Consider the following 21,186-nt stretch of genomic DNA (forward strand, 5'->3'; position numbering starts at 1 on the left):
ATCCAAATTCGGATATTCGCAATGAAAACTGGTAAAGAACTGAAACCCGGGACCGTGATCCGTCTCGAAAACGATCCTTGGCTGGTTCAGAAAGCTGAGTTCACCAAGTCGGGTCGTAACAGCGCGATCATGAAGACCAAGCTGAAGAACCTGCTGACCGGTTACAAAACCGAGAAAGTCTACAGCGCCGACGACAAGCTGGACGACGTGATCCTCGACCGCAAAGAAGCGACCTTGTCCTTCATCAGCGGCGACACCTACACGTTCATGGACACCACTGACTACACCATGTACGAGCTGAACGCCGAAGACATCGAAAGCGTTCTGCCGTTCATCGAAGAAGGCATGACCGACGTCTGCGAAGCCGTGTTCTTCGAAGAGCGCCTGGTTTCCGTGGAACTGCCGACCACTATCGTGCGTGTAGTTGACTACACTGAAGGTTCCGCTCGCGGCGACACTTCCGGCAAGGTCATGAAGCCTGCCAAACTGAGCAACGGTACTGAGCTGCAAGTTGCTGACTTCATCGAGATCGGTGACAAGATCGAAATCGATACCCGCGAAGGCGGCTCCTACAAAGGCCGCGCTAAATAAGCGAAGCCTTGTGGACGAAAAAGCCCGACCATTGAGTCGGGCTTTTTTATTTCAGGACTACACCCCTAATTCCCGTGGCGAGGGAGCTTGCTCCCCGCTGGGCCTGTAGGAGCTGTCGAGCGAAGCGAGGCTGCGATCTTTCCCAGACACTTGAGTTTCAGCGAAAGGTTAAAAGATCGCAGCCTTCGGCAGCTCCTACAGCGCAGCCCAGCGGGAGCAAGCTCCCTCGCCACAAAAGCTTCGGCGTGCAGTCACTTCAGGTGCTGCTTGAGCTCTTGCGACACCTGCAGCATCGCCGAACGTACCGCGGGCACCTGGCTGACCACGTTGAGCAAGCCATAATCGTGGATCATGCCGTTGTAGCGTACGGCCGTGACGGGTACACCGGCCGCGTCCAGCTTGCGGGCATAGGCTTCACCCTCATCGCGCAAGACGTCGGCCTCGGCAGTTTGTACCAGCGCCGGCGGCAGACCCTTGAGTTGTGTGGTGCTGGCGCGTAACGGCGAGGCATAGATCTCGCTGCGTTGCCCGGCATCGGTGGTGTAGCTGTCCCAGAACCACTTCATCATGTTTTTACTGAGGAAGTGCCCTTCGGCGAACTGGTTGTAGGACGCCGTCTCGAAGCTGGCATCGGTCACCGGCCACAGCAAGGCCTGGAAACGGATCGCCGGCGTGCCTTTGTCCTTCGCCATCAAGGCCACCACCGCCGCCATGTTGCCACCGACGCTGTTACCCACCACGGCCAGGCGTTTGCCGTCGACGTTGATCTGCTTGCCGTGTTCGGCCACCCATTTCGTGGCGGCGTAGGCCTGGTTGATCGCCACCGGGTAACGCGCCTCGGGTGAGGGCGTGTAGTTGACGAACACCGCAACAGCGCCCGAGCCCGCCACCAGATCCCGAACCAGGCGTTCGTGAGTCGGGAAGTCGCCCAATACCCAGCCGCCGCCGTGGAAGAACATGAACACGGGCAGCTCGCCCTTGACCCCGGCTGGGCGAACGATGGTCAGGCTGATCGGCTGGCCATCGACCTGGATGGTTTTCGCGCTGATGTCGGCCTTGGGCAAGGTCAGTTTCACCCCCGCCTGGGCACCCACCAATACGGCGCGGGCGTCCTTGGGCGACAGTTGCTCCAGGGGCTTGCCGGTGCCGGCATTCAGCGCGTCGAGAAACGCCTGGGTGTTGTGTTCGACGATGCCGTCGGCGAAAGCACTGCTGACGCTGAGGGCGAGAAGGGTGCCGGTCAAGGCTTGGCGGAGCGTGTTCATATGCATCTCCTTAGGTTCGAGTCCAGGCGTGGGTCAGACGGTGACGTGCAGGCGCACATCAACGTTGCCGCGGGTGGCGTTTGAGTACGGGCAGACTTGGTGAGCCGCCTCGACCAGGCTTTGCGCGTCGGTCTGGTCCAGCCCTGGCAGACTGATGTGCAGGTCGATGTCGAGGCCGAAACCGCCGGGGATCTGGCCGATGCCGACATGGGCGGTAATCGAGGCGTCGTCCGGGATCTTGAGTTTGCTCTGGCTGGCAACGAATTTCAGTGCGCCGATGAAGCAGGCCGAGTAGCCGGCGGCGAACAGTTGCTCAGGGTTGGTCGCCGCACCGCCTGCACCGCCGAGTTCCTTGGGCGTGGCGAGTTTGACGTCGAGGATGTTGTCACTGGAGATCGCACGACCATCACGGCCGCCAGTGGAGGTTGCGATTGCGGTGTAGAGAGTTTGCATGATGAGAGCCTCGTTTCTGGGTTGGCGTTGCTGCGCTAAATGTTTGCGCGCTAAGTAAGTGCGAAGAGAATGTATAGCGCTAATATTTTGCGCGCAAGATAAATTTTTGAGGCGAGTCGAATTTGCGCCACTGAAAGGGCGTGTAACCCTTTAACTAGAGCTGTTTTAGAGGATTTGGTTTTTTTGACGCTAGGCTGAACGCTACCTTCAGGCTCGCCATCAGTCGCCCTGTGGGAGCGGGCTTGCTCGCGAAAGCGGCGGGTCAGTTAAAGATGATTCAGGATGTGCCACCGCCTTCGCGAGCAAGCCCACATTGGATCTGCGGCGTTCACTGCATCCCAGGCTGACTCTGGGCTTGTGGGGGCGGTGGTGCGCCTGGAATTGGAATTAGAGGCTGTCTTGCAAATGCCCGCGCAGCGCTTGCAGGTCAAGCTGCAGCTTCTTCAACTGCTCCAGACTCAAGCCGCTGGCGGCGAGGATGCATTGGGGGATATCGAGGGCTTGTTCGCGCAGGGCGCGGCCCTGTTCGGTGAGTTCGACAATCACCACGCGTTCGTCTTCACGGCTGCGGGTGCGGCTCAGCAGGCCTTCGGCCTCCAGGCGCTTGAGCAGTGGCGTCAGCGAGCCGGGGTCTGTCAGCAGGCGCGTGCTGATTTCACCGACGGTCAATCCGTCCTTTTCCCACAACACCATCATCGCCAGGTATTGCGGATACGTCAGGCCCAGGGCCTGTAGCAGGGGCTTGTAGACTTTTGTCATCAGTAGCGAGGTGGAGTGCAGGGCGAAACAGACCTGGTTGTCGAGCAGCAGGGCTTCGCAGGCTTCGGGGGTGTCGCGGAGGGTGTTCATGGCAAAACCTTCAATCAATGATCGTTACGAATCTAGCGGGCGAATCTTTAATGCGCCAGATAATTCTGATGCCCTGAACAGCGGTGACGTTTCCCCTCCGGCACCGACTGCGTAGGATAAGCATCCTGATGAAAGGGGAATCGTCTTGTTCGAATTTGTGCAGTTTTTGGTGTTTGGTGCCGTGCTGGGCACCTTTGGGGGATTGTTCGGGATCGGTGGCGGCCTGATTGCCATTCCGGTGCTGGGCGTCTGGTTCGGCCTCGACCAGCAACTGGCCCAAGGTACGGCACTGGTCATGGTGGTGCCCAACGTGATGCTCGCATTGTGGCGCTATCACCAGCGCAATCGCATCGAATTGCGTCATGTCCTGCCATTGGCTTCCATGGGGTTCTGCTTTGCCTGGCTGGGTTCGATCTGGGCCGTGGGGATCGACGCGAACAGCATGCGGATCGGCTTCGTCGCGTTCCTGATCGCGCTGACACTCTACAACCTGGCCCGCATGTTCGCCGCCAACGCACCGACTTCGGCGCAGATGCGGTATGGCTGGCCCTGGCTCGGCGTGCTCGGGGCGGCATCCGGCATCATGGGCGGTTTGTTCGGTGTTGGTGGGGCTGTGGTCGCGACGCCGATCCTGACCAGCATTTTTGGCATCAGCCAGGTGGTCGCCCAGGGGTTATCCCTGGCGCTGGCCTTGCCCAGTACCGGCGTGACCCTTGCCACTTATGCGTTTCACCATGAGGTGGACTGGAGCATCGGCCTGCCGCTGGCCGTCGGTGGCCTGCTGAGCATCAGTTGGGGGGTGAAAGTCGCCCACGCCTTGCCGGAGCGATTGTTGCGCGGGCTGTTCTGCGGTTTCCTGGTGCTGTGCGCGGTGCTGCTCGCCTTTAAAGTTTGAAGCCTTCGACGATGTGCTCGGCCAGGCACTCGGTGATCGGCGATGGGTTATGCAGGTTACGGATCAGCATGATGCTGGCCTCGGGCAGTTCCGGCAGGTCTTCAGCTTCGCCCAGTACGCGCATGTCCGGGGTCAGCAGGCTTTCCAGTTGCGCCGTGATTGCCAGGCCGGCGCCGACCACCGCCATGAGCGCTGACAGGCTCGAGCTGTTGTACGCCACGCGATAGTCGCGGCCCATGGCATCCAGCGCATTGCAGGCCCATTGCCGGCAGAAACAGTCACTGTTGAACATCGCCAGCGGCAATGGTGTTTGTTCATGGACGTTGAAGCAGGCGGCTTCGGCCCAGACAAAGCGCTCCTTGCGCAGCAACTGGCCGATTTCGTCCCCAGGTTTACGGGTGACGATGGACAGGTCCAGGTCCTGGCGCAGCAGCAACTGTTTGGACGACTCGCAGTGCACTTCAATTTCGATCAGCGGATAGAACTGGGCGAAGCGTTGCAGGACGCCTGGCAGGAAGCGCATCACGTAATCGTCCGGCGTGCCGATGCGCACCGTGCCGACCATGTGCGGTTCACGCAGGGTATTGAACACCTCGCTGTGCAGCTTGAGGATCCGCCGAGCGTAGCCCAGCAGCACCTGGCCTTCGGCCGTGAGCTTGACCTGGCGTCCATCACGCTCGAACAGCCGCCGTTGCAATACGTCTTCTTCCAGCCGCTTCATCTGCATGCTGACGGCAGACTGGGTGCGATTGACCAATTCCCCGGCCCGGGTGAAACCACCTTGGTCGGCGATGGCGACAAAGGTTCGCAGCACTTCCGTATCGATGCTCGGGTAACTCGACAATTGATCAATCTCCGAGATGTATTGCATAAGAAACATTCGTTGGATTGATCTTATCGTTAGCGCGAGACTTGATCCATCCCCACGGAGGACATCACGATGAAAGGTCAAAAAGGTTATCTACTGATAGACAAACTCTCTCACGGCTTTTCAGTCAGCGCCCTGCTGCACAAGTTTAGCCGCTGGTACGAATTGCACCACGAGCGCGAGCTATTGGCCGGAATGAGCGACGAGGCGCTCAAGGATATTGGCGTGAGTCGTGCCGACGTGGAGCAGGAAGTGGTTCGGCCGTTCTGGGACGACCCCATGCACAAATGAGCCATCCTTTCCTACACAAACCCCTTATTGCTGAGGTAAGTTGCGAGCAGAGAAGGAGATCTCCATGCCCGCGACGCTGTCCTTTACCCTCAAACAGGCCCGGCGTCTGGCGTTGGCCGCCCAAGGATTCGATGGGCGGTCACCGCCAGCTTCGGTGCAACCCTTGCGCCTCAACCGCCTGATCGAACGCCTCGGCGTCCTGCAGATCGACTCAGTCAATGCGTTGGTGCGCTCGCATTACCTCCCGCTGTTCTCTCGCCTCGGTCACTACAATCGCGATTTGCTCGATCAAGCAGCCTGGAGCCAGGGCAGGCGTCGCACGCTGTTCGAATACTGGGGCCATGAAGCGTCGCTGCTGCCGATGTCGATGTATCCGCTGATGCGCTGGCGCATGAATCGGGCGTCGGGTGGCGAAGGGATTTATCAGCAGTTGGCGCGTTTCGGCCAAGAACGCCAGGATGTCATCCGCCGCGTCCTGGCGTCGGTCCAGGAGCAGGGCGCCCTAGGTGCTGGCAGTTTGTCTACGCGCCAGGAAAAGGCCGGGCCGTGGTGGGACTGGAGCGCGGAGAAGCATGCGCTGGAGTGGCTGTTCGCTGCGGGCGAAGTCACGGTGGCGGGGCGGCGCGGGTTCGAGCGGCTCTACGACTTGCCCGAACGGGTGCTGCCGGCCTCGATCCTGCAGCAACCGTTACTGGACGAGGCCCAGGCCCAACGCGCCTTGTTGCTACACGCAGCCGACGCCTTGGGCATTGCGACCGAGAAAGACCTGCGCGACTACTTTCGCCTCGCTCCGGCCGATAGCCGCGGGCGGTTGGCTGAGTTGGAGGAGGCCGGGGAACTGCTGCGCTGCCAGGTGCAGGGCTGGAAGCAGCCGGCCTGGTGCCGACCCGCGGCGAAAATTCCTCGCAAGGTCGCCGCCAGTGCTTTGCTGTCGCCGTTCGACTCGCTGGTCTGGGAGCGCGGTCGCACCGAGCGGTTGTTCGACTTTCGCTACCGGTTGGAGATCTACACGCCCGTGGACAAGCGGGTGTATGGCTATTACGTGTTGCCGTTCCTGCACCACGAACGCATTGCGGCGCGGGTGGACCTGCGGGCAGAACGGGCCTTGGGGCAGTTGGCCGTGCATGCCGTGCACGAGGATGCGTCGGGGCTGGACGAGGAGGGGATGCAGGCCTTGGCGCTGAACCTGAGGCGCATGGCCCGGTGGCTGGGGCTGGAGCGGGTGCAGCTCAATTGTCAGCGGGTGAGTGGGGGGCGGCTGGCCCAGGCATTAGCTCAGTCAAGTGGTGACTGAACTGGCCATTTCGCGAGCAAGCTCGCTCCCACAGGGATCTGCGGTGACGACAGCTGTCCGCGGCAGATCTAATGTGGGAGCGAGCCTGTTCGCGAAGCAATTGAACAGGCGAAGAAGAGCCTAGCGCCGAACCTGCTTCAACGTCTCGGCAATCAAAAACGCCAGCTCCAGCGACTGATCGGCATTCATCCGCGGGTCGCAGTGGGTGTGGTAGCGGTCCGACAGTCCATCCTCGGTAATCGGGCGTGCGCCGCCGATGCATTCGGTGACGTTTTGCCCGGTCATCTCGATGTGAATCCCACCGGCATAGGTGCCTTCGGCTTCGTGGGCCTGGAAGAACTGCTTCACTTCACCGAGGATCTGCGCAAAGTCCCGGGTCTTGTAGCCGCTGCTGGCCTTGATGGTGTTGCCGTGCATCGGGTCGCAGCTCCACAGCACTTGCTTGCCTTCACGCTGCACCGCGCGCAACAGCGGCGGCAAGTGTTCGCCGACCTTGTTGGCGCCCATCCGGGCGATCAGGTTCAGCCGGCCGGGGTCGTTCTGCGGGTTGAGCACGTCGATCAGGCGAATCAGGTCGTCGGGGTCCATGCTCGGGCCGACCTTGACCCCGATCGGGTTGTTCACCCCGCGCAGGAATTCGACATGGGCGCCGTCCAACTGACGGGTGCGGTCGCCGATCCACAGCATGTGGGCGGAACAGTCGTAATAGTCGTTGGTCAGGCTGTCACGGCGCACGAAGGCTTCTTCGTAGTTGAGCAGCAACGCTTCGTGGGCCGTGAAAAAACTGGTTTCGCGTAGTTGCGGCGAGCTGTCCATGCCGCAGGCGCGCATGAATGCCAGGGTTTCGTCGATGCGGTCGGCCAGGTGGCTGTACTTTTCCGCCAGGGCCGAATTGGCGATGAAATCCAGGTTCCACTTGTGCACCTGATGCAGGTCGGCGAACCCGCCCTGGGCGAAGGCGCGCAGCAGGTTCAAGGTGGAGGTGGACTGGTGGTAGGACTGCAGCAACCGCTCCGGATCCGGTACACGGCTTTTTTCGTCGAAACCGATGCCGTTGACGATGTCGCCCCGGTAGGCCGGCAAGGTCACGCCGTCAATGGTCTCATCATTGGCTGAGCGCGGCTTGGCGAACTGCCCGGCCATGCGTCCGACCTTGACCACCGGGCAGCCGGCGGCAAAGGTCATGACGATCGCCATCTGCAAGAGCACCTTGAAGGTGTCGCGGATCTTGGCCGCCGAGAATTCGGCAAAGCTTTCGGCGCAGTCGCCGCCTTGCAGCAGGAACGCCCGGCCTTGGGTCACCTCGGCGAACTGACGGCGCAACTCCCGGGCTTCACCGGCAAACACCAGTGGCGGATAACTGGCCAGGGTCTGCTCCACCTGCAACAAGTACGCGGCGTCGGGGTAGCGGGGTTGTTGCTGGATCGGCAGGGCGCGCCAGCTGTCAGGGCTCCAGGGTTGGCTCATCATGATCTCTAGGTGATTTACGCTCGGACGGCCATGTTATCAGCAAATTAGTGCGTGACCTGCTCCGGTTGCTTCGCGGACAATCGCGTCTTTGTTCCGTATACGCAGGCTCAAGCCGGCACGACCACCACCAGGAGATGAAATGACAGAGGAGCGCGTCGAGCATTTGCTCGCCGAGGTGCATGACGAGTTCGGCATGATTCGCGTATTCGAGGTGGCCGATTACCGGTTTCTCGAGTTTGGCGATGCCATTGAGCAGAGTTGCGTGTTCACAGCCGATCCGAGCTGGCTTGAATATGACTATACCCGCGCCATGCTCATCGGTGCGTTGTGTCACGAGCAGCCGGAAAGTGCGCTGTTTCTGGGGCTGGGCGCCGGGACGTTGACCCAGGCCTGCCTCAAGTTCCTGCCGTTGGAAGATGTCGAGGCCATCGAATTGCGCCCCGACGTGCCGCGCCTGGCCATCGAATATCTGGGGCTGGATGACGATCCGCGACTGTACATCCGCGTCGGCGATGCACTGGAGCTGCTTGAAAGCGCCGAGCCGGCGGACTTGATTTTCGTTGACCTCTATACTGATGTCGGTCCCGGTGTCGGGCACCTGGCCTGGGGTTTCCTGGAAAACTGCCAGAAACGCCTCAATCCGGGCGGCTGGCTGGTGATCAACCAGTGGGCCACCGATGACGGCAAGCCATTGGGGGCGGCGCTGTTGCGCGGTTTGTACAACCGTCATTATTGGGAGCTGCCGGTGAAGGAGGGTAATGTGATCCTGATTGTGCCGGCGGACCTGGACCAGGAGCTGGACATGCAAGGACTGGTCGCCAGGGCCGAAGGGCTGGCGCCACGACTGGGCTATTCGTTGCAGTCGTTGATCAAGGCGATCCGCCCGGCGACTTGAGCCCCGTCCAAGGTGTGACAACCCGTCGTGGGAGCAAAGCTTGCTCGCGATGAACACAACTCAGTACCTGCGCAAATCGCGGTGCCTGCATCGCGAGCAAGCTTTGCTCCCACAGGTAAAGATGAACCGTTTTAGCACCCCATTCCCGTAACGCAGGGTCTCTGTAAAAAATACGGTTGTACCGTTAACCCCAGGCCCTGTGACAGCGAGCCCCATAACCGGATTTGGTAATAAAAAAAGCTCCCTTTTTGGGCGAATTCCGGTATAGTGCGCGCCGGCCTTTAGCCGGGCCGCGTCAAGGTAGCGCAATTCCCCGAAGTCAGCTTCGGTTGCATGTCCGCACAACGGATGCTTCCACGACGTTCTTTTTCATTCATTCGTTTTCGCAAATCCCCGCCGACAAAGCAGCCAGGGCGACTCTTGAGTCTCAACACGGCATGCGCAGCTTTGGAGCATGGGTCTTTGCGGATGCACTTAGAGGCAGACCCATGACCCAGGAAACCGGCGGCTTCGCCGCTTTTAATCTCAACCCGAACATTCTTGCTGCCGTCACTGCGACCGGCTACGAAGAACCTTCGGCGATTCAGCAGCAATCGATTCCGATCATCATGGCCGGCCACGACATGATTGGTCAGGCGCAAACCGGTACGGGTAAAACCGCTGCGTTCGCCCTGCCGATCCTGCATCGCATCGATCCTGCCAAGCGCGAACCGCAAGCCCTGATCCTGGCGCCAACTCGTGAGTTGGCGTTGCAAGTAGCTACCGCTTTCGAAACCTACTCCAAGCAAATGCCTGGCGTGACCGTTGTGGCCGTTTACGGCGGCGCCCCGATGGGCCCACAACTGAAAGCCATCCGTAATGGCGCGCAGATCGTTGTCGCCACTCCGGGTCGTCTGTGCGACCACCTGCGTCGTGACGAAAAAGTCCTGGCCACCGTGAACCACCTGGTTCTCGACGAAGCCGACGAAATGCTCAAGCTGGGCTTCATGGATGACCTGGAAGTCATCTTCAAGGCCCTGCCGGCGACTCGCCAGACTGTTTTGTTCTCGGCCACCCTGCCGCAATCGATTCGTGCCATTGCCGAGCGCCACCTGCGCGATCCGCAACACGTGAAGATCCAGACCAAGACCCAGACCGTCACCGCGATCGAACAGGCTCACCTGTTGGTTCACGCTGACCAGAAGACGTCTGCCGTTCTCAGCTTGCTGGAAGTGGAAGACTTCGACGCCCTGATCATGTTCGTGCGCACCAAGCAAGCGACCCTGGACCTGGCCAGCGCCCTGGAAGCCAAAGGCTACAAAGCCGCTGCGCTGAACGGTGACATTGCCCAGAACCAGCGTGAGCGTGTGATCGACTCCCTCAAGGATGGCCGCCTGGACATCGTTGTGGCGACCGACGTTGCTGCCCGTGGCCTGGACGTTCCACGCATCACCCACGTATTCAACGTGGACATGCCGTACGATCCGGAATCCTACGTTCACCGTATCGGCCGTACCGGCCGTGCTGGTCGCGAAGGCCGTGCGCTGCTGCTGGTTACCCCTCGTGAGCGCCGCATGCTGCAAGTGATCGAGCGTGTGACTGGCCAGAAGGTTGCTGAGGTTCGCCTGCCGGACGCCCAGGCCGTTCTCGATGCCCGCATCAAGAAACTGACCAACAGCCTGTCGCCACTGGTGGCTGACGCCGAATCGACCCACGGTGATCTGCTCGATCGCCTGACCGCCGACATCGGTTGCAGCCCACGCGCCCTGGCCGCCGCCCTGCTGCGCAAAGCCACCAATGGCCAAGCGCTGAACCTGGCTGCAATCGAGAAGGAACGTCCCCTGGTGCCGAACAACGCACCACGTGGCGATCGTCCTGAGCGCACCGGTGACCGTCCGGACCGTGGTGATCGCGAGCGTCGTGCTCCGATCCCGCTGGCCGAAGGCCGTGCTCGCTGCCGTACCGCGCTGGGTGCCCGTGACGGCATCGCCGCCAAGAACCTGCTGGGTGCCATCCTCAACGAAGGCGGCCTGGCCCGCGAAGCGATCGGCCGCATCCAGGTGCGTGACAGCTTCAGCCTGGTAGAGCTGCCGGAAGATGGTCTGGAGAAGTTGCTGACCAAGTTGAAAGACACCCGTGTGGCAGGCAAGCAGCTTAAGCTGCGTCGCTATCGCGAAGATTGATCGGCTCTCGGGCTGATTGATCGAACATAAAAAATCCCCGACTGGTTCGGGGATTTTTTTCGCCTGTCGTTTGGTGTTCCTTCAGGTTGATTGGCGTTGTCCCGTTCGCGAGCAAGCCCGCTCCCACAGGTGATTGCAGTGAGCGGCGTATTTGCGTGCGCTGCAGTCCAGTGTTGGGGCGGGCTTGCTCGCGAATGGAGCGACTCGGTCAATCAGTCGAACCGATAGATGTCCATCCCCAGCGTCCCCATCGTGAACCCTGCATGGGCAACGCTGAACTTGCCCCCTGCACCCCGGGCAAAATACAGCGGCAGCAAGTGCTCATCGCTGGGGTGGCTGCGCACGGCGTTCGGTGCTTGGCGACGGTAATCATGCAGCGCCGTCTCGTCGTTGGCCGCCAGCTTCTCAACCATCCAATCGCGAAAGGCCTTGGCCCAGGGCTCAATGCTGTCGGGGCCGGCGTTCCCGTTCAGGTCGCGCAGGTTATGGGTGATGCTGCCGGAACCGATCAGCAAGATATCCTGCTGGCGCAGGTTTGCCAGGGCTTGGCCGACCTGTGTCTGCAACACCGGTCCCTGGCGGCTGGGCAGGGAAACCTGCACCACCGGGATGTCGGCCTCGGGGTACATCAAGGATAATGGCACCCAGACACCATGGTCGGACGGCCGTTGAAGGTCGAGGCGTGCCGGCAGGTGCGCGGCGTTGAGCATGTCTGCGACTTGCCTCGCCAGTTGAGGATCGCCAGGCGCGGGGTAGCGCACCTCATACAGGGCGGGTGGAAAACCGCCGAAGTCGTGCCAGGTGTGCGGCTGCGGATTGGCGCTGACCAACGGTTCATTGCTTTCCCAGTGGGCGGACACGATGACGATGGCCTTGGGCTTGGGCAATTGAGCGACCAGGCGAGCCAATGCCGGACCGCTGTCGCCGGGTTCCAGGGCGAGCATCGGAGAGCCATGGGAGATAAACAGGCTGGGCAGCATGAAGGGACTCCTGAGCGTTAAGATGGGGTCATCTTCCGTTAGGTCAGTGATCTAAATCTAATATAAGTTTCAACCCGTTTTTATCGAATTCTTTGGAGTGAATCATGGAGCCCGAGTTTTGGCACAAGCGCTGGTCATCCAACCAGATTGGTTTTCACTTGCTGGAGGTTAACCCCTACCTGCAACGTTTCTGGCCGCAACTGGGGTTAGAGCGGGGCAGTCGGGTGCTGGTGCCGTTGTGTGGCAAAAGCCTGGATCTACTGTGGCTTGCCCACCAGGGGTATTCGGTGTTGGGCGTGGAATTGTCGGAAAAAGCCGCCACTGATTTTTTCCTTGAACATCAGCTTGAGCCGACCATCAGTGAAGAGGGCGCATTCAAGGTGTTTCGGTCCGGTGATATCGAAATCCGTTGCGGTGATTTCTTTGCCCTGGGCCCGCAGGACGTGGCCGATTGCACGGCACTGTACGACCGCGCTGCATTAATCGCGTTGCCGGTGCCGATGCGGGAACGGTACGCGGCTCATCTGCAGAAGATCCTGCCCGATGGGGTCGGCTTGTTGATTACCTTGGATTACAACCAGGATGAAATGCCTGGCCCACCGTTCTCTGTCGGGGATGATGAGGTGCAGCGGCTGCTGGGGGATGTCTGGCGGCTGGAGGTCTTGCAGGAACAGGATGTACTGGGAGAGAGCTGGAAGTTTTTGCAGGCAGGTGTGAAGCGGCTGGATGAGCGTGTTTATTGGCTGTCCAGAGGTTGAAGCGGTGGTTGTGCTGATGCCATTGGGGGTGGCCTGGATTTTGTTGATCGAGTACATATCCGTTGCTGCGGTAACGGCGGCTTAGGGTTCCGCTCTTACAGCGGGTCACTTTTGGAAGAGCGCCAAAAGTAACCAAAAGCGCTTTGCCCCACCACTCGGTGCCGAGCCTAGGCGAGGGCACGAAGTGGTGGGGCATGAAGCGTTTTGCTTACTTTTGCGCTTCTCAAAAGTGAGCCGCTGTAAGAGCGGAACCATAAGCAGCCGTTACCTAAATAACGGATATACACACCAAAACAACAAAACCAAAAAAAACGGCGCTCCCCATTTCTGAAAGAAGCGCCGTTTGTTCTAAGTGAACAACATTACTGCGGTTTTTTGAGCCCAGCTATCAACCCCGACGACGCAGTGCGTCAATACGCTCTTCCAGCGGCGGGTGACTCATGAACATGCGAGCCAGGCCCTGCTTGATGCCACCGTTGATGCCAAAGGCATTCAGGGTGTCGGGCATGTGCACCGGTAAGCCTTGCTCGGCGCGCAGGCGTTGCAGGGCACCGATCATGGCGCTGGTGCCGGCCAGGCGTGCACCGGCGTCGTCGGCGCGGAATTCACGCTTGCGCGAGAACCACATGACGATCGTGCTGGCGAGGATGCCCAGTACCAGTTCGGCGAAGATGGTCGCCACGTAATAGGCAATGCCCTGGCCTTCTTCGTTCTTGAAAATCACCTTGTCGACGAAATTGCCGATGATACGGGCGAAGAACATCACAAAGGTGTTCACCACGCCCTGGATCAGTGCCAGGGTCACCATGTCGCCGTTGGCGACGTGGCCGATCTCGTGGGCCAGCACGGCCTTTACTTCATCGGGCGAGAACCGCTCGAGCAAACCCTGGCTGACGGCGACCAGTGCGTCGTTCTTGTTCCAGCCGGTGGCGAAGGCGTTGGCCTCGTAGGCCGGGAAGATACCGACTTCCGGCATCTTGATACCGGCTTCGCGGGACAACTGCTCGACGGTTTGCAGCAGCCATTGTTCGTGGCGAGTGCGCGGTTGGCTGATGATCTGGGTGCTGGTGCTCATCTTCGCCATCCACTTGGAGATGAACAGCGAGAAAAGGGAACCGGCGAAACCGAACACCGCACAGAAAATCAGCAGCTGATTGAGGTTGAGATCAACCCCATTGGCCGCCATGAACCCGTTGAAGCCGAAGAGGCTCAGGGTGATGCTGGCAATCAGCACGACCGCCAGGTTAGTGGCCAAGAACAGCAGGATGCGCATCATGGTTGTGAAAATCTCCTCGTGCTAAAGATGTAGCGTTATGCGGGGTATATAAGGTGCCGCCGCAGGCTATTCAACTCGCCGACTATTTCAAACTGTGTCCTACAGCCGTCCTAAATGTTTGAAAGACTTTTCTGAAAGTGACTGAGGAAAAAATATGGTGCCTACCCCCCCCGTGAACGTTGAGCCGGGAGCCCATTGGCTGTCCAGCCCCTAGTGTAGAAGGCCTTGCGTAGTCGGCAGAGCGGATATGTTGCTGAATCAAACAGCGTGCGAGGTGAGGACTCCCCGCACGCTGTCTGGCTTATTGACGGTAGGACTTGAGGAAGTTGCCGATCCGGCCAATGGCCTGATCGAGGTCATCGACCCGCGGCAGGGTGACGACGCGGAAGTGATCCGGCCACGGCCAGTTGAACGCCGTGCCCTGGACCACCAGCAGCTTCTCGGACAACAGCAGGTCGAGGACAAACTTTTCATCGTTGTGGATCGGGCAGACCTTCGGGTCGATCCGCGGGAAGGCATACAGCGCGCCCATCGGCTTGACGCAACTGACGCCAGGAATGTCGTTGAGCAGTTCCCAGGTTCGATTGCGCTGCTCCAGCAGACGGCCCTGGGGCAGGATCAGGTCGTTGATGCTCTGGTAGCCGCCCAGCGCCGTCTGGATCGCGTGCTGGCTTGGCACGTTGGCACACAGGCGCATGTTGGCCAGCATGTCGATGCCTTCGATGTAGCTCTGGGCGTGATGCTTGGGACCGGAAATGGCGACCCAGCCTGAGCGGAAACCCGCTACCCGATAGGATTTGGACAGGCCGTTGAAGGTCAGGCACAGCAGGTCCGGTGCCAGGGAGGCAGTGCAGATGTGCACGGCATCGTCGTAGAGGATCTTGTCGTAGATCTCGTCGGAGAACACCACCAGGTTGTGCTGGCGGGCCAGTTCCAGCATGCCCAGCAGCACTTCCCTGGAATACACGGCGCCGGTCGGGTTGTTCGGGTTGATGATCACCAGTGCCTTGGTGTTGGGCGTGATCTTGGCCTTGATGTCCGCCAGGTCGGGAAACCAATCGGCCTGTTCGTCGCACAGGTAATGCACCGGGTTGCCACCGGACAGGCTCACGGCAGCGGTCCACAGCGGATAGTCCGGCGCCGGCACCAGCACTTCGTCGCCATTGTTGAGCAGGGCCTGCATGGACATCACGATCAGCTCGGACACGCCATTACCCAGGTAGATGTCCTCGATGCCAACGCCTTCGACCTGCTTCTGCTGGTAGTACTGCATCACGGCCTTGCGGGCGCTGAACAGGCCCTTGGAGTCGCTGTAGCCCTGGGCGGTCGGCAGGTTGCGGATGACGTCCTGGAGGATTTCATCGGGCGCTTCGAAACCAAAGGGGGCCGGGTTACCGATGTTCAGCTTGAGGATGCGATGGCCTTCCTCTTCCAGGCGTTTGGCGTGCTTGAGCACCGGGCCGCGAATGTCGTAGCAGACGTTGGCGAGCTTGTTCGATTTGCTGACCTGCATGGCGATGTGTTCCCGAAAATGAACGATCCAGGCGGCGTATGAACGGCCGTACTGGGAATCCTGCGTCTGTGCCCAGGCCTGACGCGGCATAGGCGCCACAATCCGTTTGAATGCGCATGACGTGAATGCCAGACTGGCGTCTGACGAGGCGCAATCATACGTGCCACCCGATCTGCGGAAAAGCATCGGATCGGGCTTTTTCAATTGCCGAGGTAGGACGATGGAAAAGTTGGACAAAACTCTTGAAGAATGGCGCTCCATGCTCGACCCGGAGCAGTACAACGTCTGTCGGCTGAAGGGCACCGAACGGCCATTTTCCGGTAAGTACAACGCCACCAAGACCGACGGCGTGTACCACTGCATCTGCTGCAACGAGCCGTTGTTCGATTCGCAGACCAAATTCGATTCCGGTTGTGGCTGGCCGAGTTTCTACGCGCCGATCGAGGGCAGCGCGGTGGTGGAGGTACGGGACGTCAGCCACGGCATGATTCGCACCGAGGTGGTCTGCGCCAAATGCGACGCCCACCTGGGCCACGTCTTCCCCGACGGCCCGCCGCCCACGGGTTTGCGGTATTGCATCAACTCGGTGTGCCTGGATCTGGTCCCTCGAGAATAATTCGCTGGGAGCAAAGCTTGCTCGCGAAACAGGGCGCCCGGATCTGTGAAAGACCGCATCGTCTTCATCGCGGGCAAGCTTTGCTCCCACAGTCTGTTGTGTGGAGCTTTTCGATAATTAAATTGCATGCAATTTAATTGCTCGCTATCTTCAGACTCCTCTTCTTCCCATCTGGAGCCTTGTCATGAGCGACAACCTGCTGAGCATCCCATGCACCACCATCAAGGGTGAGCAAAAGACCCTCGCCGATTTCGCCGGCAAGGCAGTGCTGGTGGTCAACACGGCCAGCCAGTGCGGGTTTACCCCGCAGTACAAGGGGCTTGAGGCACTGTGGCAGACCTACAAGGACCAGGGCCTGGTGGTGTTGGGTTTTCCCTGCAATCAGTTCGGTAAGCAGGAGCCGGGCAACGAGGGGGCGATCACCGAGTTCTGTGAGCTGAACTTCGGTGTGAGTTTTCCGCTGTTCAAGAAAATAGAGGTCAACGGCGCCAACGCCCATCCCCTGTTTGTCCAGCTTAAACAGCGGGCTCCCGGCGTGCTGGGGTCCAAAGGCATCAAGTGGAATTTCACCAAGTTCCTGATCGGCAAGGACGGTCAGGTGGTCAAGCGTTTTGCCCCGACCACCAAGCCCCAGGACCTGACTGGCGAGATCGAAGCGCTGCTCAAATGAATGACCTGTCAGTCGATTCGCTGAAACTCGACAGCCAGTTGTGCTTCAAGCTGTACGCTGCTTCGCGTGCAGTGATCCGTGGCTACAAGCCAATGCTCGATCAACTCGGCCTGACCTATCCGCAATACCTGGCGATGCTGGTGCTGTGGGAATGGCAGGACATGGCCCCGCCACAGCCGACGGTCAAGGCCCTGGGTGAGCGTTTGCTGCTGGACTCCGGCACGCTGACGCCGCTGCTCAAGCGCCTGGAACAGCTGGACCTGGTCCAGCGCCAGCGTTCGGCCCGGGACGAGCGAGAGGTGCACTTGAGCCTGACGACGGCAGGGCGAGCCTTGCGTGAACAGGTCGGTCCGCTCAAGGCCCGCCTGTTGTGTGACAGTGGCGTTGATCTGGACCGCCTCGGAGCGTTGCGAGACGGTCTCGATCACCTGTTGGGCCAGATCAAAGCACTGACGTAGTCGGCACCCACTGGTCCAGCACTGCCGCCAGTTCTTCGCGTCGGAATGGCTTGGACAGGTAATCGTTCATGCCGGCCGCACGGCAGCGTTCGCGTTCCTCGGGCATTGCGTTGGCCGTCAGGGCGACAACCGGCAGGTCCGACCAACGCCCGCTTTGGCGGATCTGTCGGCTGGCCTCGTAGCCATCCATCACCGGCATGTTGCAGTCCATCAACACCAGGTCGAACACCTGCTGTTCCAGTTGATCCAGGGCTTCGGCGCCATGGGCCGCGACGGTGACTTCGCAGCCCAGCTTTACCAGCATCCCCTTGGCCACCAGTTGGTTGACCGGGTTGTCCTCCACCAACAGCACCCGTCCACGCTTGGACGGCGCCAGGGTTTCGATCTGTGTCTCATTGATGACGGTCGCCTCGCTTTGCATGGCGCGCCGCAGAATCTGGTACAGCGCATGGCGCGCCAGTGGCCGGGCCTGTTGTATCAGCGGGGCGAGGGCGGCGGCTTCTGCGCTGGGCATGAAGCTGCCATAGGCGGTCACCAGCAGGATCGGTGCGTCAAAGGTTGGCCGCAGGTTGAACAGGCATTCCGGGCAGTCGGTAATCAGTACGTCGGGCGTGAGCCCCAGCAACCCGTCATCGATGGTGCGTTGCACATAATCCAGACCCCACCCCGGCAACAGCATGCTCAGCAACTCGGCCAGCCCGCTGCTGTTGGCGGTGATGGCGACGACGTTGCCGCGCAACGGTTCGACCGGCGTGGCCGGGAGATGGCAGGGCAGGGGCAGGTCGGCACAGAACTGACTGCCAAAGCCGGCTTCGGAACTGATGGTCAACCGGCCCTGCATGGCTTCGCAGAGGTTGTAGGTCAGTGCCAGGCCCAGCCCGGTGCCACCAAACTGGCGGGTAATCCCGGCGCCGGCCTGGGTGAACGGCTGCAGGATTCTTGCCTGAGCTTCCTGGGGAATACCGATCCCTGTGTCGCAGACCTCGATGCGCACGCCACCTTCGTAATGACTCAACTTCAGGTCGACCCGGCCGAAGCGCGTGAATTTCAATGCGTTGGACAGCAGGTTGCTGACGATCTGGCGCACCCGCGTCGGGTCGCCGAGTACCTGCGCCGGGAACTGCGGATCGATCAGGCAGGCCAGCTCGACACTGGGGGCCGCGTTCTGGGAAAGCAGGTTGGCGGTGTCCTCGACCAGGGAGCCGAGGTCGAACGGGATGCGTTCGAGCTCCAGTTGACCGGCGTCGAATTTCGACAGATCGAGGATGTCGTTGAGCAGTTCGACCAATACCTTGCCCGAGTCATGGGCAATCGATAGCTGCTGCTGTTGTTCGGCCGTCAGGGGACCGTCCAGGGACAGGGCAATCATTCCCAGCAGGCCGTTGAGCGGTGTGCGGATCTCATGGCTCATGTTGGCGAGGAACACAGAGCGGGCTTCGGCCATGTCCAGGGCCGTGCGCCGGGCCACTTCCAGTTCCTCGTTGGACTGGCTGAGACGGGCATTGATGGCCTTGAGTTCGGCGGTGCGTGCCGAGACGATGTTCTCCAGTTGCGCCAGGTATTCGGTGAGGCGATTTTCGGCCGTGCGCCGCTGCTGGATTTCGGTGGAGATATTTTCGAATTGTTGGTTGGCGACGGAAACCAATACGCCGATTTCATCGGACTGGTGGCCGGAGGGACATTCCAGGTGGTTCTGTTCGCTGCTGCTCGGATCGCGGCTGCTCAGTTCGCGGATGACCCGCACCAAGGGCTTGGTCAGCATCACGTAGAACAGAGCCAGCAGCAGGCCGGTCAGGATCAGGCTGCGGGCGAAGCCGTTGAGCAAGGTGACCTCGGCACGGCGCAGGAAACGACTGCCGAACGCATAGGTGTCGACGTCCAGTCGCAGTGTGCCCAGGGACTCGGCGGGCAGGTGATCCAGGTAGAGCCGGTCCTCGAACTGACGCTGGGCGCCGAACAGGAAGTCGCTGATGAACCGGTTGCTGCTTTGCAGCTCGGGCCGCTTGACGCTGGCGAGCACGGTATTGTTGTTGTCGACCAGATCGGCCCCGATGATGGCCGGTGAGCGCAACAGGCCCATGGACAGCTCCTGGGCGAGTTCGGCGTCGATGTTGTAGGCGATGCGCGAGGCCGGGTTGTGGCTGATTTCCAGCAGCGAGAGGATTTCACGGTTGATCGACGCGTCTTCGCTGGCATAATCGATGCCGATCTGCATCAGGCTGAGCAAGGTGCCCAACACAAAGCCCACCAGGACGGTCAGGCGGGCCTGCTTGTAGGAAAGCCGTTGGGTGAATTTGATGTCCATGGGGTGATGAGCCACTTACGTTTCCCTTCGCCAGTCAAGCATAGCTGATCATCTCTGAAGTCCGCTGCAGCCGGTGTGTATTGTGTGAAGTAGACCCGCCACTGGATACGGCGTTTCGTTGCTGTAGCGCCATCATTACTGTGAACCTGTCCGAGGAGAAGACGTGGACTCGCGATTGAATGCTTTTCTTGAGCGTGCCGATGCCGTGCTGGCCCGGATCGAACCTTTGCTGCCGGCGCCCCGACCCGCCATCGATTGGACCCAGACCCTGGCCGCTCGTTGGCAGCGCGATGGGCGCAGCGGCTACCTGCTGCCGCTGCAGGTCAGCCTCGACATGCGCCTGTCGGACCTGATCGGCGTGGACCGCCAAGTCGAGCAACTGGGCCGCAACACCCGTCAGTTCATCGATGGCATGCCCGCCAACCATGCCTTGCTCTGGGGCTCGCGTGGCACCGGAAAGTCGTCTCTGGTACGCGCCCTGCTGGCTGAACATGCCCAGCATGGCCTGCGGTTGATCGAGATCGAACGCGATCACCTGGCCGATCTGCCCCGCGTGGTCGAACAGGTTGCGAAACTGCCCCAGCGCTTCGTGCTGTTCTGCGATGACTTGTCGTTCGAATCCGGTGAAGGCGATTACCGGGTGCTCAAGAGCGTGTTGGATGGATCCCTGGAGCAGGCGCCGGACAACGTGCTGCTGTATGCCACCTCCAACCGTCGTCACCTGGTGCCGGAAAAGGAAAGCGACAACGAGAACTGGAAACGAGTCGACGGCGAACTTCACCCCAGCGAAGCGGTGGAGGACAAGATCGCCTTGTCCGACCGCTTTGGCCTGTGGCTGTCGTTTTATCCGTTTACCCAGGAGCATTTCCTCAACGTGGTGGAGCACTGGATCGGCGAGCTGGCGGCCAAGGCCGGGCTGGCCTGGCAGCGCGACGAAGCGCTGGATGTACTGGCGGTGCGCTGGGCAACCGGTCGCGGCAACCGCAACGGACGTTGCGCTTATCAGTTTGCCCGTTATTGGGTAGGCCTGAAATTGTTGGAGCACAAGGCATGATCGATTTGAATGGCACCGGAGTCGGCCTTGACGGCTACGCGTTGTTATCGGCACAGCTGGAGTCCTTGCTGGCCGATGAGCATGACTTCATCGCCAATGCCGCGCAGTTCTCGGCTTTCCTGTCCAGTCAGCTGGATGATCTGAACTGGGCCGGTTTTTACCTCAATCGCAACGAAGAGCTGGTCCTGGGACCGTTCCAGGGCCAGATCGCCTGCGTGCGGATCCCCTTTGGCCGCGGCGTGTGCGGGACGGCGGCCGCGACCCGGCAGACCCAGCGCGTCGAAGACGTCCATGCCTTCGCCGGGCACATCGCCTGCGACAGCGCGTCGAACAGCGAGCTGGTGGTGCCGCTGGTCAAGGACGGGCGCCTGATCGGCGTGCTCGACCTGGACAGCCCGAAACTGGCGCGCTTTACCGAGCATGACCAAGCCGGCATCGAGCAGTTGGCCGCGATCTTCCTGCGCCTGACGGATTGCTGACTCGCTTTCTGTAGGCGCGGGCGAAGGCTCGGGCCGCGTTCGGA

At 60.5% G+C, this 21,186-nt stretch carries 21 protein-coding genes; 12 read left to right on the plus strand and 9 right to left on the minus strand.

All coding sequences use genetic code 11. The annotated features are described in order from the left end of the window. The first annotated feature begins 21 nt into the window (after positions 1-21). Positions 22-591, plus strand: coding sequence for an elongation factor P (locus tag AACY42_RS03415; protein WP_339476517.1), 570 nt, complete (start codon positions 22-24; stop codon positions 589-591). Between the two features lie 251 nt (positions 592-842). Here the strand turns inward: AACY42_RS03415 and AACY42_RS03420 are convergent, their stop codons facing one another. The 3 genes from AACY42_RS03420 to AACY42_RS03430 form a co-directional block, all read right to left on the minus strand. Next, on the minus strand, positions 843-1,856 hold the full coding sequence (locus AACY42_RS03420) for an alpha/beta hydrolase (protein WP_339476520.1): 1,014 nt from the start codon (positions 1,854-1,856) through the stop codon (positions 843-845). A gap of 33 nt (positions 1,857-1,889) precedes the next feature. Further along, complete coding sequence (locus tag AACY42_RS03425) at positions 1,890-2,309, minus strand: organic hydroperoxide resistance protein (RefSeq protein ID WP_339476523.1); 420 nt, start codon at positions 2,307-2,309, stop codon at positions 1,890-1,892. A gap of 387 nt (positions 2,310-2,696) precedes the next feature. Continuing rightward, positions 2,697-3,158 carry a MarR family winged helix-turn-helix transcriptional regulator gene (locus tag AACY42_RS03430; protein ID WP_339476526.1) on the minus strand — a complete coding sequence of 154 codons (462 nt, stop codon included), beginning with the start codon at positions 3,156-3,158 and terminating at the stop codon, positions 2,697-2,699. Between the two features lie 145 nt (positions 3,159-3,303). Between AACY42_RS03430 and AACY42_RS03435 the strand changes: the two genes are divergently transcribed. Further along, entirely contained in the window at positions 3,304-4,053 is a 750-nt protein-coding gene (locus AACY42_RS03435; RefSeq protein WP_339476529.1) for a sulfite exporter TauE/SafE family protein, read from the plus strand. Here AACY42_RS03435 and AACY42_RS03440 read toward each other — a convergent pair. Further along, positions 4,043-4,897: a LysR substrate-binding domain-containing protein gene (locus AACY42_RS03440; RefSeq protein ID WP_339477048.1), complete on the minus strand. Its 855-nt coding sequence runs from the start codon at positions 4,895-4,897 to the stop codon at positions 4,043-4,045. The genes AACY42_RS03435 and AACY42_RS03440 overlap by 11 nt on opposite strands. A gap of 96 nt (positions 4,898-4,993) precedes the next feature. Between AACY42_RS03440 and AACY42_RS03445 the strand changes: the two genes are divergently transcribed. Both AACY42_RS03445 and AACY42_RS03450 read left to right on the plus strand, forming a co-directional pair. Continuing rightward, positions 4,994-5,212, plus strand: a complete 219-nt coding sequence (locus tag AACY42_RS03445) for a DUF1127 domain-containing protein (protein WP_003199394.1) — start codon at positions 4,994-4,996, stop codon at positions 5,210-5,212. Positions 5,213-5,276: 64 nt separating this feature from the next. Continuing rightward, positions 5,277-6,506 carry a winged helix-turn-helix domain-containing protein gene (locus AACY42_RS03450; RefSeq protein WP_339476533.1) on the plus strand — a complete coding sequence of 410 codons (1,230 nt, stop codon included), beginning with the start codon at positions 5,277-5,279 and terminating at the stop codon, positions 6,504-6,506. A 120-nt stretch (positions 6,507-6,626) separates the two neighbouring features. On the opposite strand, the gene AACY42_RS03455 is transcribed toward AACY42_RS03450, so the two are convergent. Beyond that, positions 6,627-7,973 (minus strand): class II 3-deoxy-7-phosphoheptulonate synthase, encoded by a 1,347-nt coding sequence (locus tag AACY42_RS03455; RefSeq protein ID WP_339476536.1) that lies wholly within the window; start codon positions 7,971-7,973, stop codon positions 6,627-6,629. A gap of 142 nt (positions 7,974-8,115) precedes the next feature. Between AACY42_RS03455 and AACY42_RS03460 the strand changes: the two genes are divergently transcribed. Together AACY42_RS03460 and AACY42_RS03465 are read left to right on the plus strand one after the other, a co-directional pair. Continuing rightward, entirely contained in the window at positions 8,116-8,871 is a 756-nt protein-coding gene (locus tag AACY42_RS03460; RefSeq protein ID WP_339476538.1) for a spermidine synthase, read from the plus strand. Positions 8,872-9,359: 488 nt separating this feature from the next. After that, positions 9,360-11,033 carry a DEAD/DEAH box helicase gene (locus AACY42_RS03465; RefSeq protein ID WP_003199404.1) on the plus strand — a complete coding sequence of 558 codons (1,674 nt, stop codon included), beginning with the start codon at positions 9,360-9,362 and terminating at the stop codon, positions 11,031-11,033. A gap of 212 nt (positions 11,034-11,245) precedes the next feature. Here AACY42_RS03465 and AACY42_RS03470 read toward each other — a convergent pair whose 3' ends face one another. Further along, positions 11,246-12,013 carry a DODA-type extradiol aromatic ring-opening family dioxygenase gene (locus AACY42_RS03470; protein ID WP_339476541.1) on the minus strand — a complete coding sequence of 256 codons (768 nt, stop codon included), beginning with the start codon at positions 12,011-12,013 and terminating at the stop codon, positions 11,246-11,248. 104 nt (positions 12,014-12,117) lie between these two features. Here AACY42_RS03470 and AACY42_RS03475 point away from each other — a divergent pair, with 104 nt between their 5' ends. Further along, positions 12,118-12,771 carry a thiopurine S-methyltransferase gene (locus tag AACY42_RS03475; RefSeq protein ID WP_339476543.1) on the plus strand — a complete coding sequence of 218 codons (654 nt, stop codon included), beginning with the start codon at positions 12,118-12,120 and terminating at the stop codon, positions 12,769-12,771. 388 nt (positions 12,772-13,159) lie between these two features. Here AACY42_RS03475 and htpX read toward each other — a convergent pair whose 3' ends face one another. Together htpX and AACY42_RS03485 are read right to left on the minus strand one after the other, a co-directional pair. Next, the gene (gene htpX / locus AACY42_RS03480; protein ID WP_339476546.1) at positions 13,160-14,047 is read right to left on the minus strand and encodes a protease HtpX; all 888 of its coding nucleotides are present in this window, start codon (positions 14,045-14,047) and stop codon (positions 13,160-13,162) included. A 301-nt stretch (positions 14,048-14,348) separates the two neighbouring features. Then, entirely contained in the window at positions 14,349-15,560 is a 1,212-nt protein-coding gene (locus AACY42_RS03485) for a pyridoxal phosphate-dependent aminotransferase (RefSeq protein ID WP_339477050.1), read from the minus strand. A gap of 220 nt (positions 15,561-15,780) precedes the next feature. Between AACY42_RS03485 and msrB the strand changes: the two genes are divergently transcribed. The 3 genes from msrB (at position 15,781) to AACY42_RS03500 (ending at position 17,304) form a co-directional block, all read left to right on the plus strand. Beyond that, on the plus strand, positions 15,781-16,176 hold the full coding sequence (msrB, locus tag AACY42_RS03490; protein ID WP_339476549.1) for a peptide-methionine (R)-S-oxide reductase MsrB: 396 nt from the start codon (positions 15,781-15,783) through the stop codon (positions 16,174-16,176). A gap of 184 nt (positions 16,177-16,360) precedes the next feature. Beyond that, on the plus strand, positions 16,361-16,846 hold the full coding sequence (locus tag AACY42_RS03495; RefSeq protein ID WP_003199416.1) for a glutathione peroxidase: 486 nt from the start codon (positions 16,361-16,363) through the stop codon (positions 16,844-16,846). Then, positions 16,843-17,304 carry a MarR family winged helix-turn-helix transcriptional regulator gene (locus AACY42_RS03500; protein ID WP_339476552.1) on the plus strand — a complete coding sequence of 154 codons (462 nt, stop codon included), beginning with the start codon at positions 16,843-16,845 and terminating at the stop codon, positions 17,302-17,304. The genes AACY42_RS03495 and AACY42_RS03500 overlap by 4 nt, the downstream gene beginning before the upstream one ends. Here the strand turns inward: AACY42_RS03500 and AACY42_RS03505 are convergent. Next, entirely contained in the window at positions 17,288-19,609 is a 2,322-nt protein-coding gene (locus AACY42_RS03505; protein WP_339476553.1) for a hybrid sensor histidine kinase/response regulator, read from the minus strand. The two genes, AACY42_RS03500 and AACY42_RS03505, sit on opposite strands and share 17 nt — an antisense overlap. Before the next feature lie 163 nt (positions 19,610-19,772). On the opposite strand from AACY42_RS03505, the gene AACY42_RS03510 reads away from it, so the two are divergent. Both AACY42_RS03510 and AACY42_RS03515 read left to right on the plus strand, forming a co-directional pair. Beyond that, positions 19,773-20,663, plus strand: coding sequence for an ATP-binding protein (locus AACY42_RS03510; protein ID WP_339476555.1), 891 nt, complete (start codon positions 19,773-19,775; stop codon positions 20,661-20,663). Further along, positions 20,660-21,142, plus strand: a complete 483-nt coding sequence (locus AACY42_RS03515; RefSeq protein WP_339476557.1) for a GAF domain-containing protein — start codon at positions 20,660-20,662, stop codon at positions 21,140-21,142. Before AACY42_RS03510 ends, AACY42_RS03515 begins: the two co-directional genes overlap by 4 nt. Positions 21,143-21,186: the final 44 nt, after the last annotated feature.

Source organism: Pseudomonas sp. RL_5y_Pfl2_73 (assembly GCF_963970515.1).
Lineage (GTDB): Bacteria > Pseudomonadota > Gammaproteobacteria > Pseudomonadales > Pseudomonadaceae > Aquipseudomonas.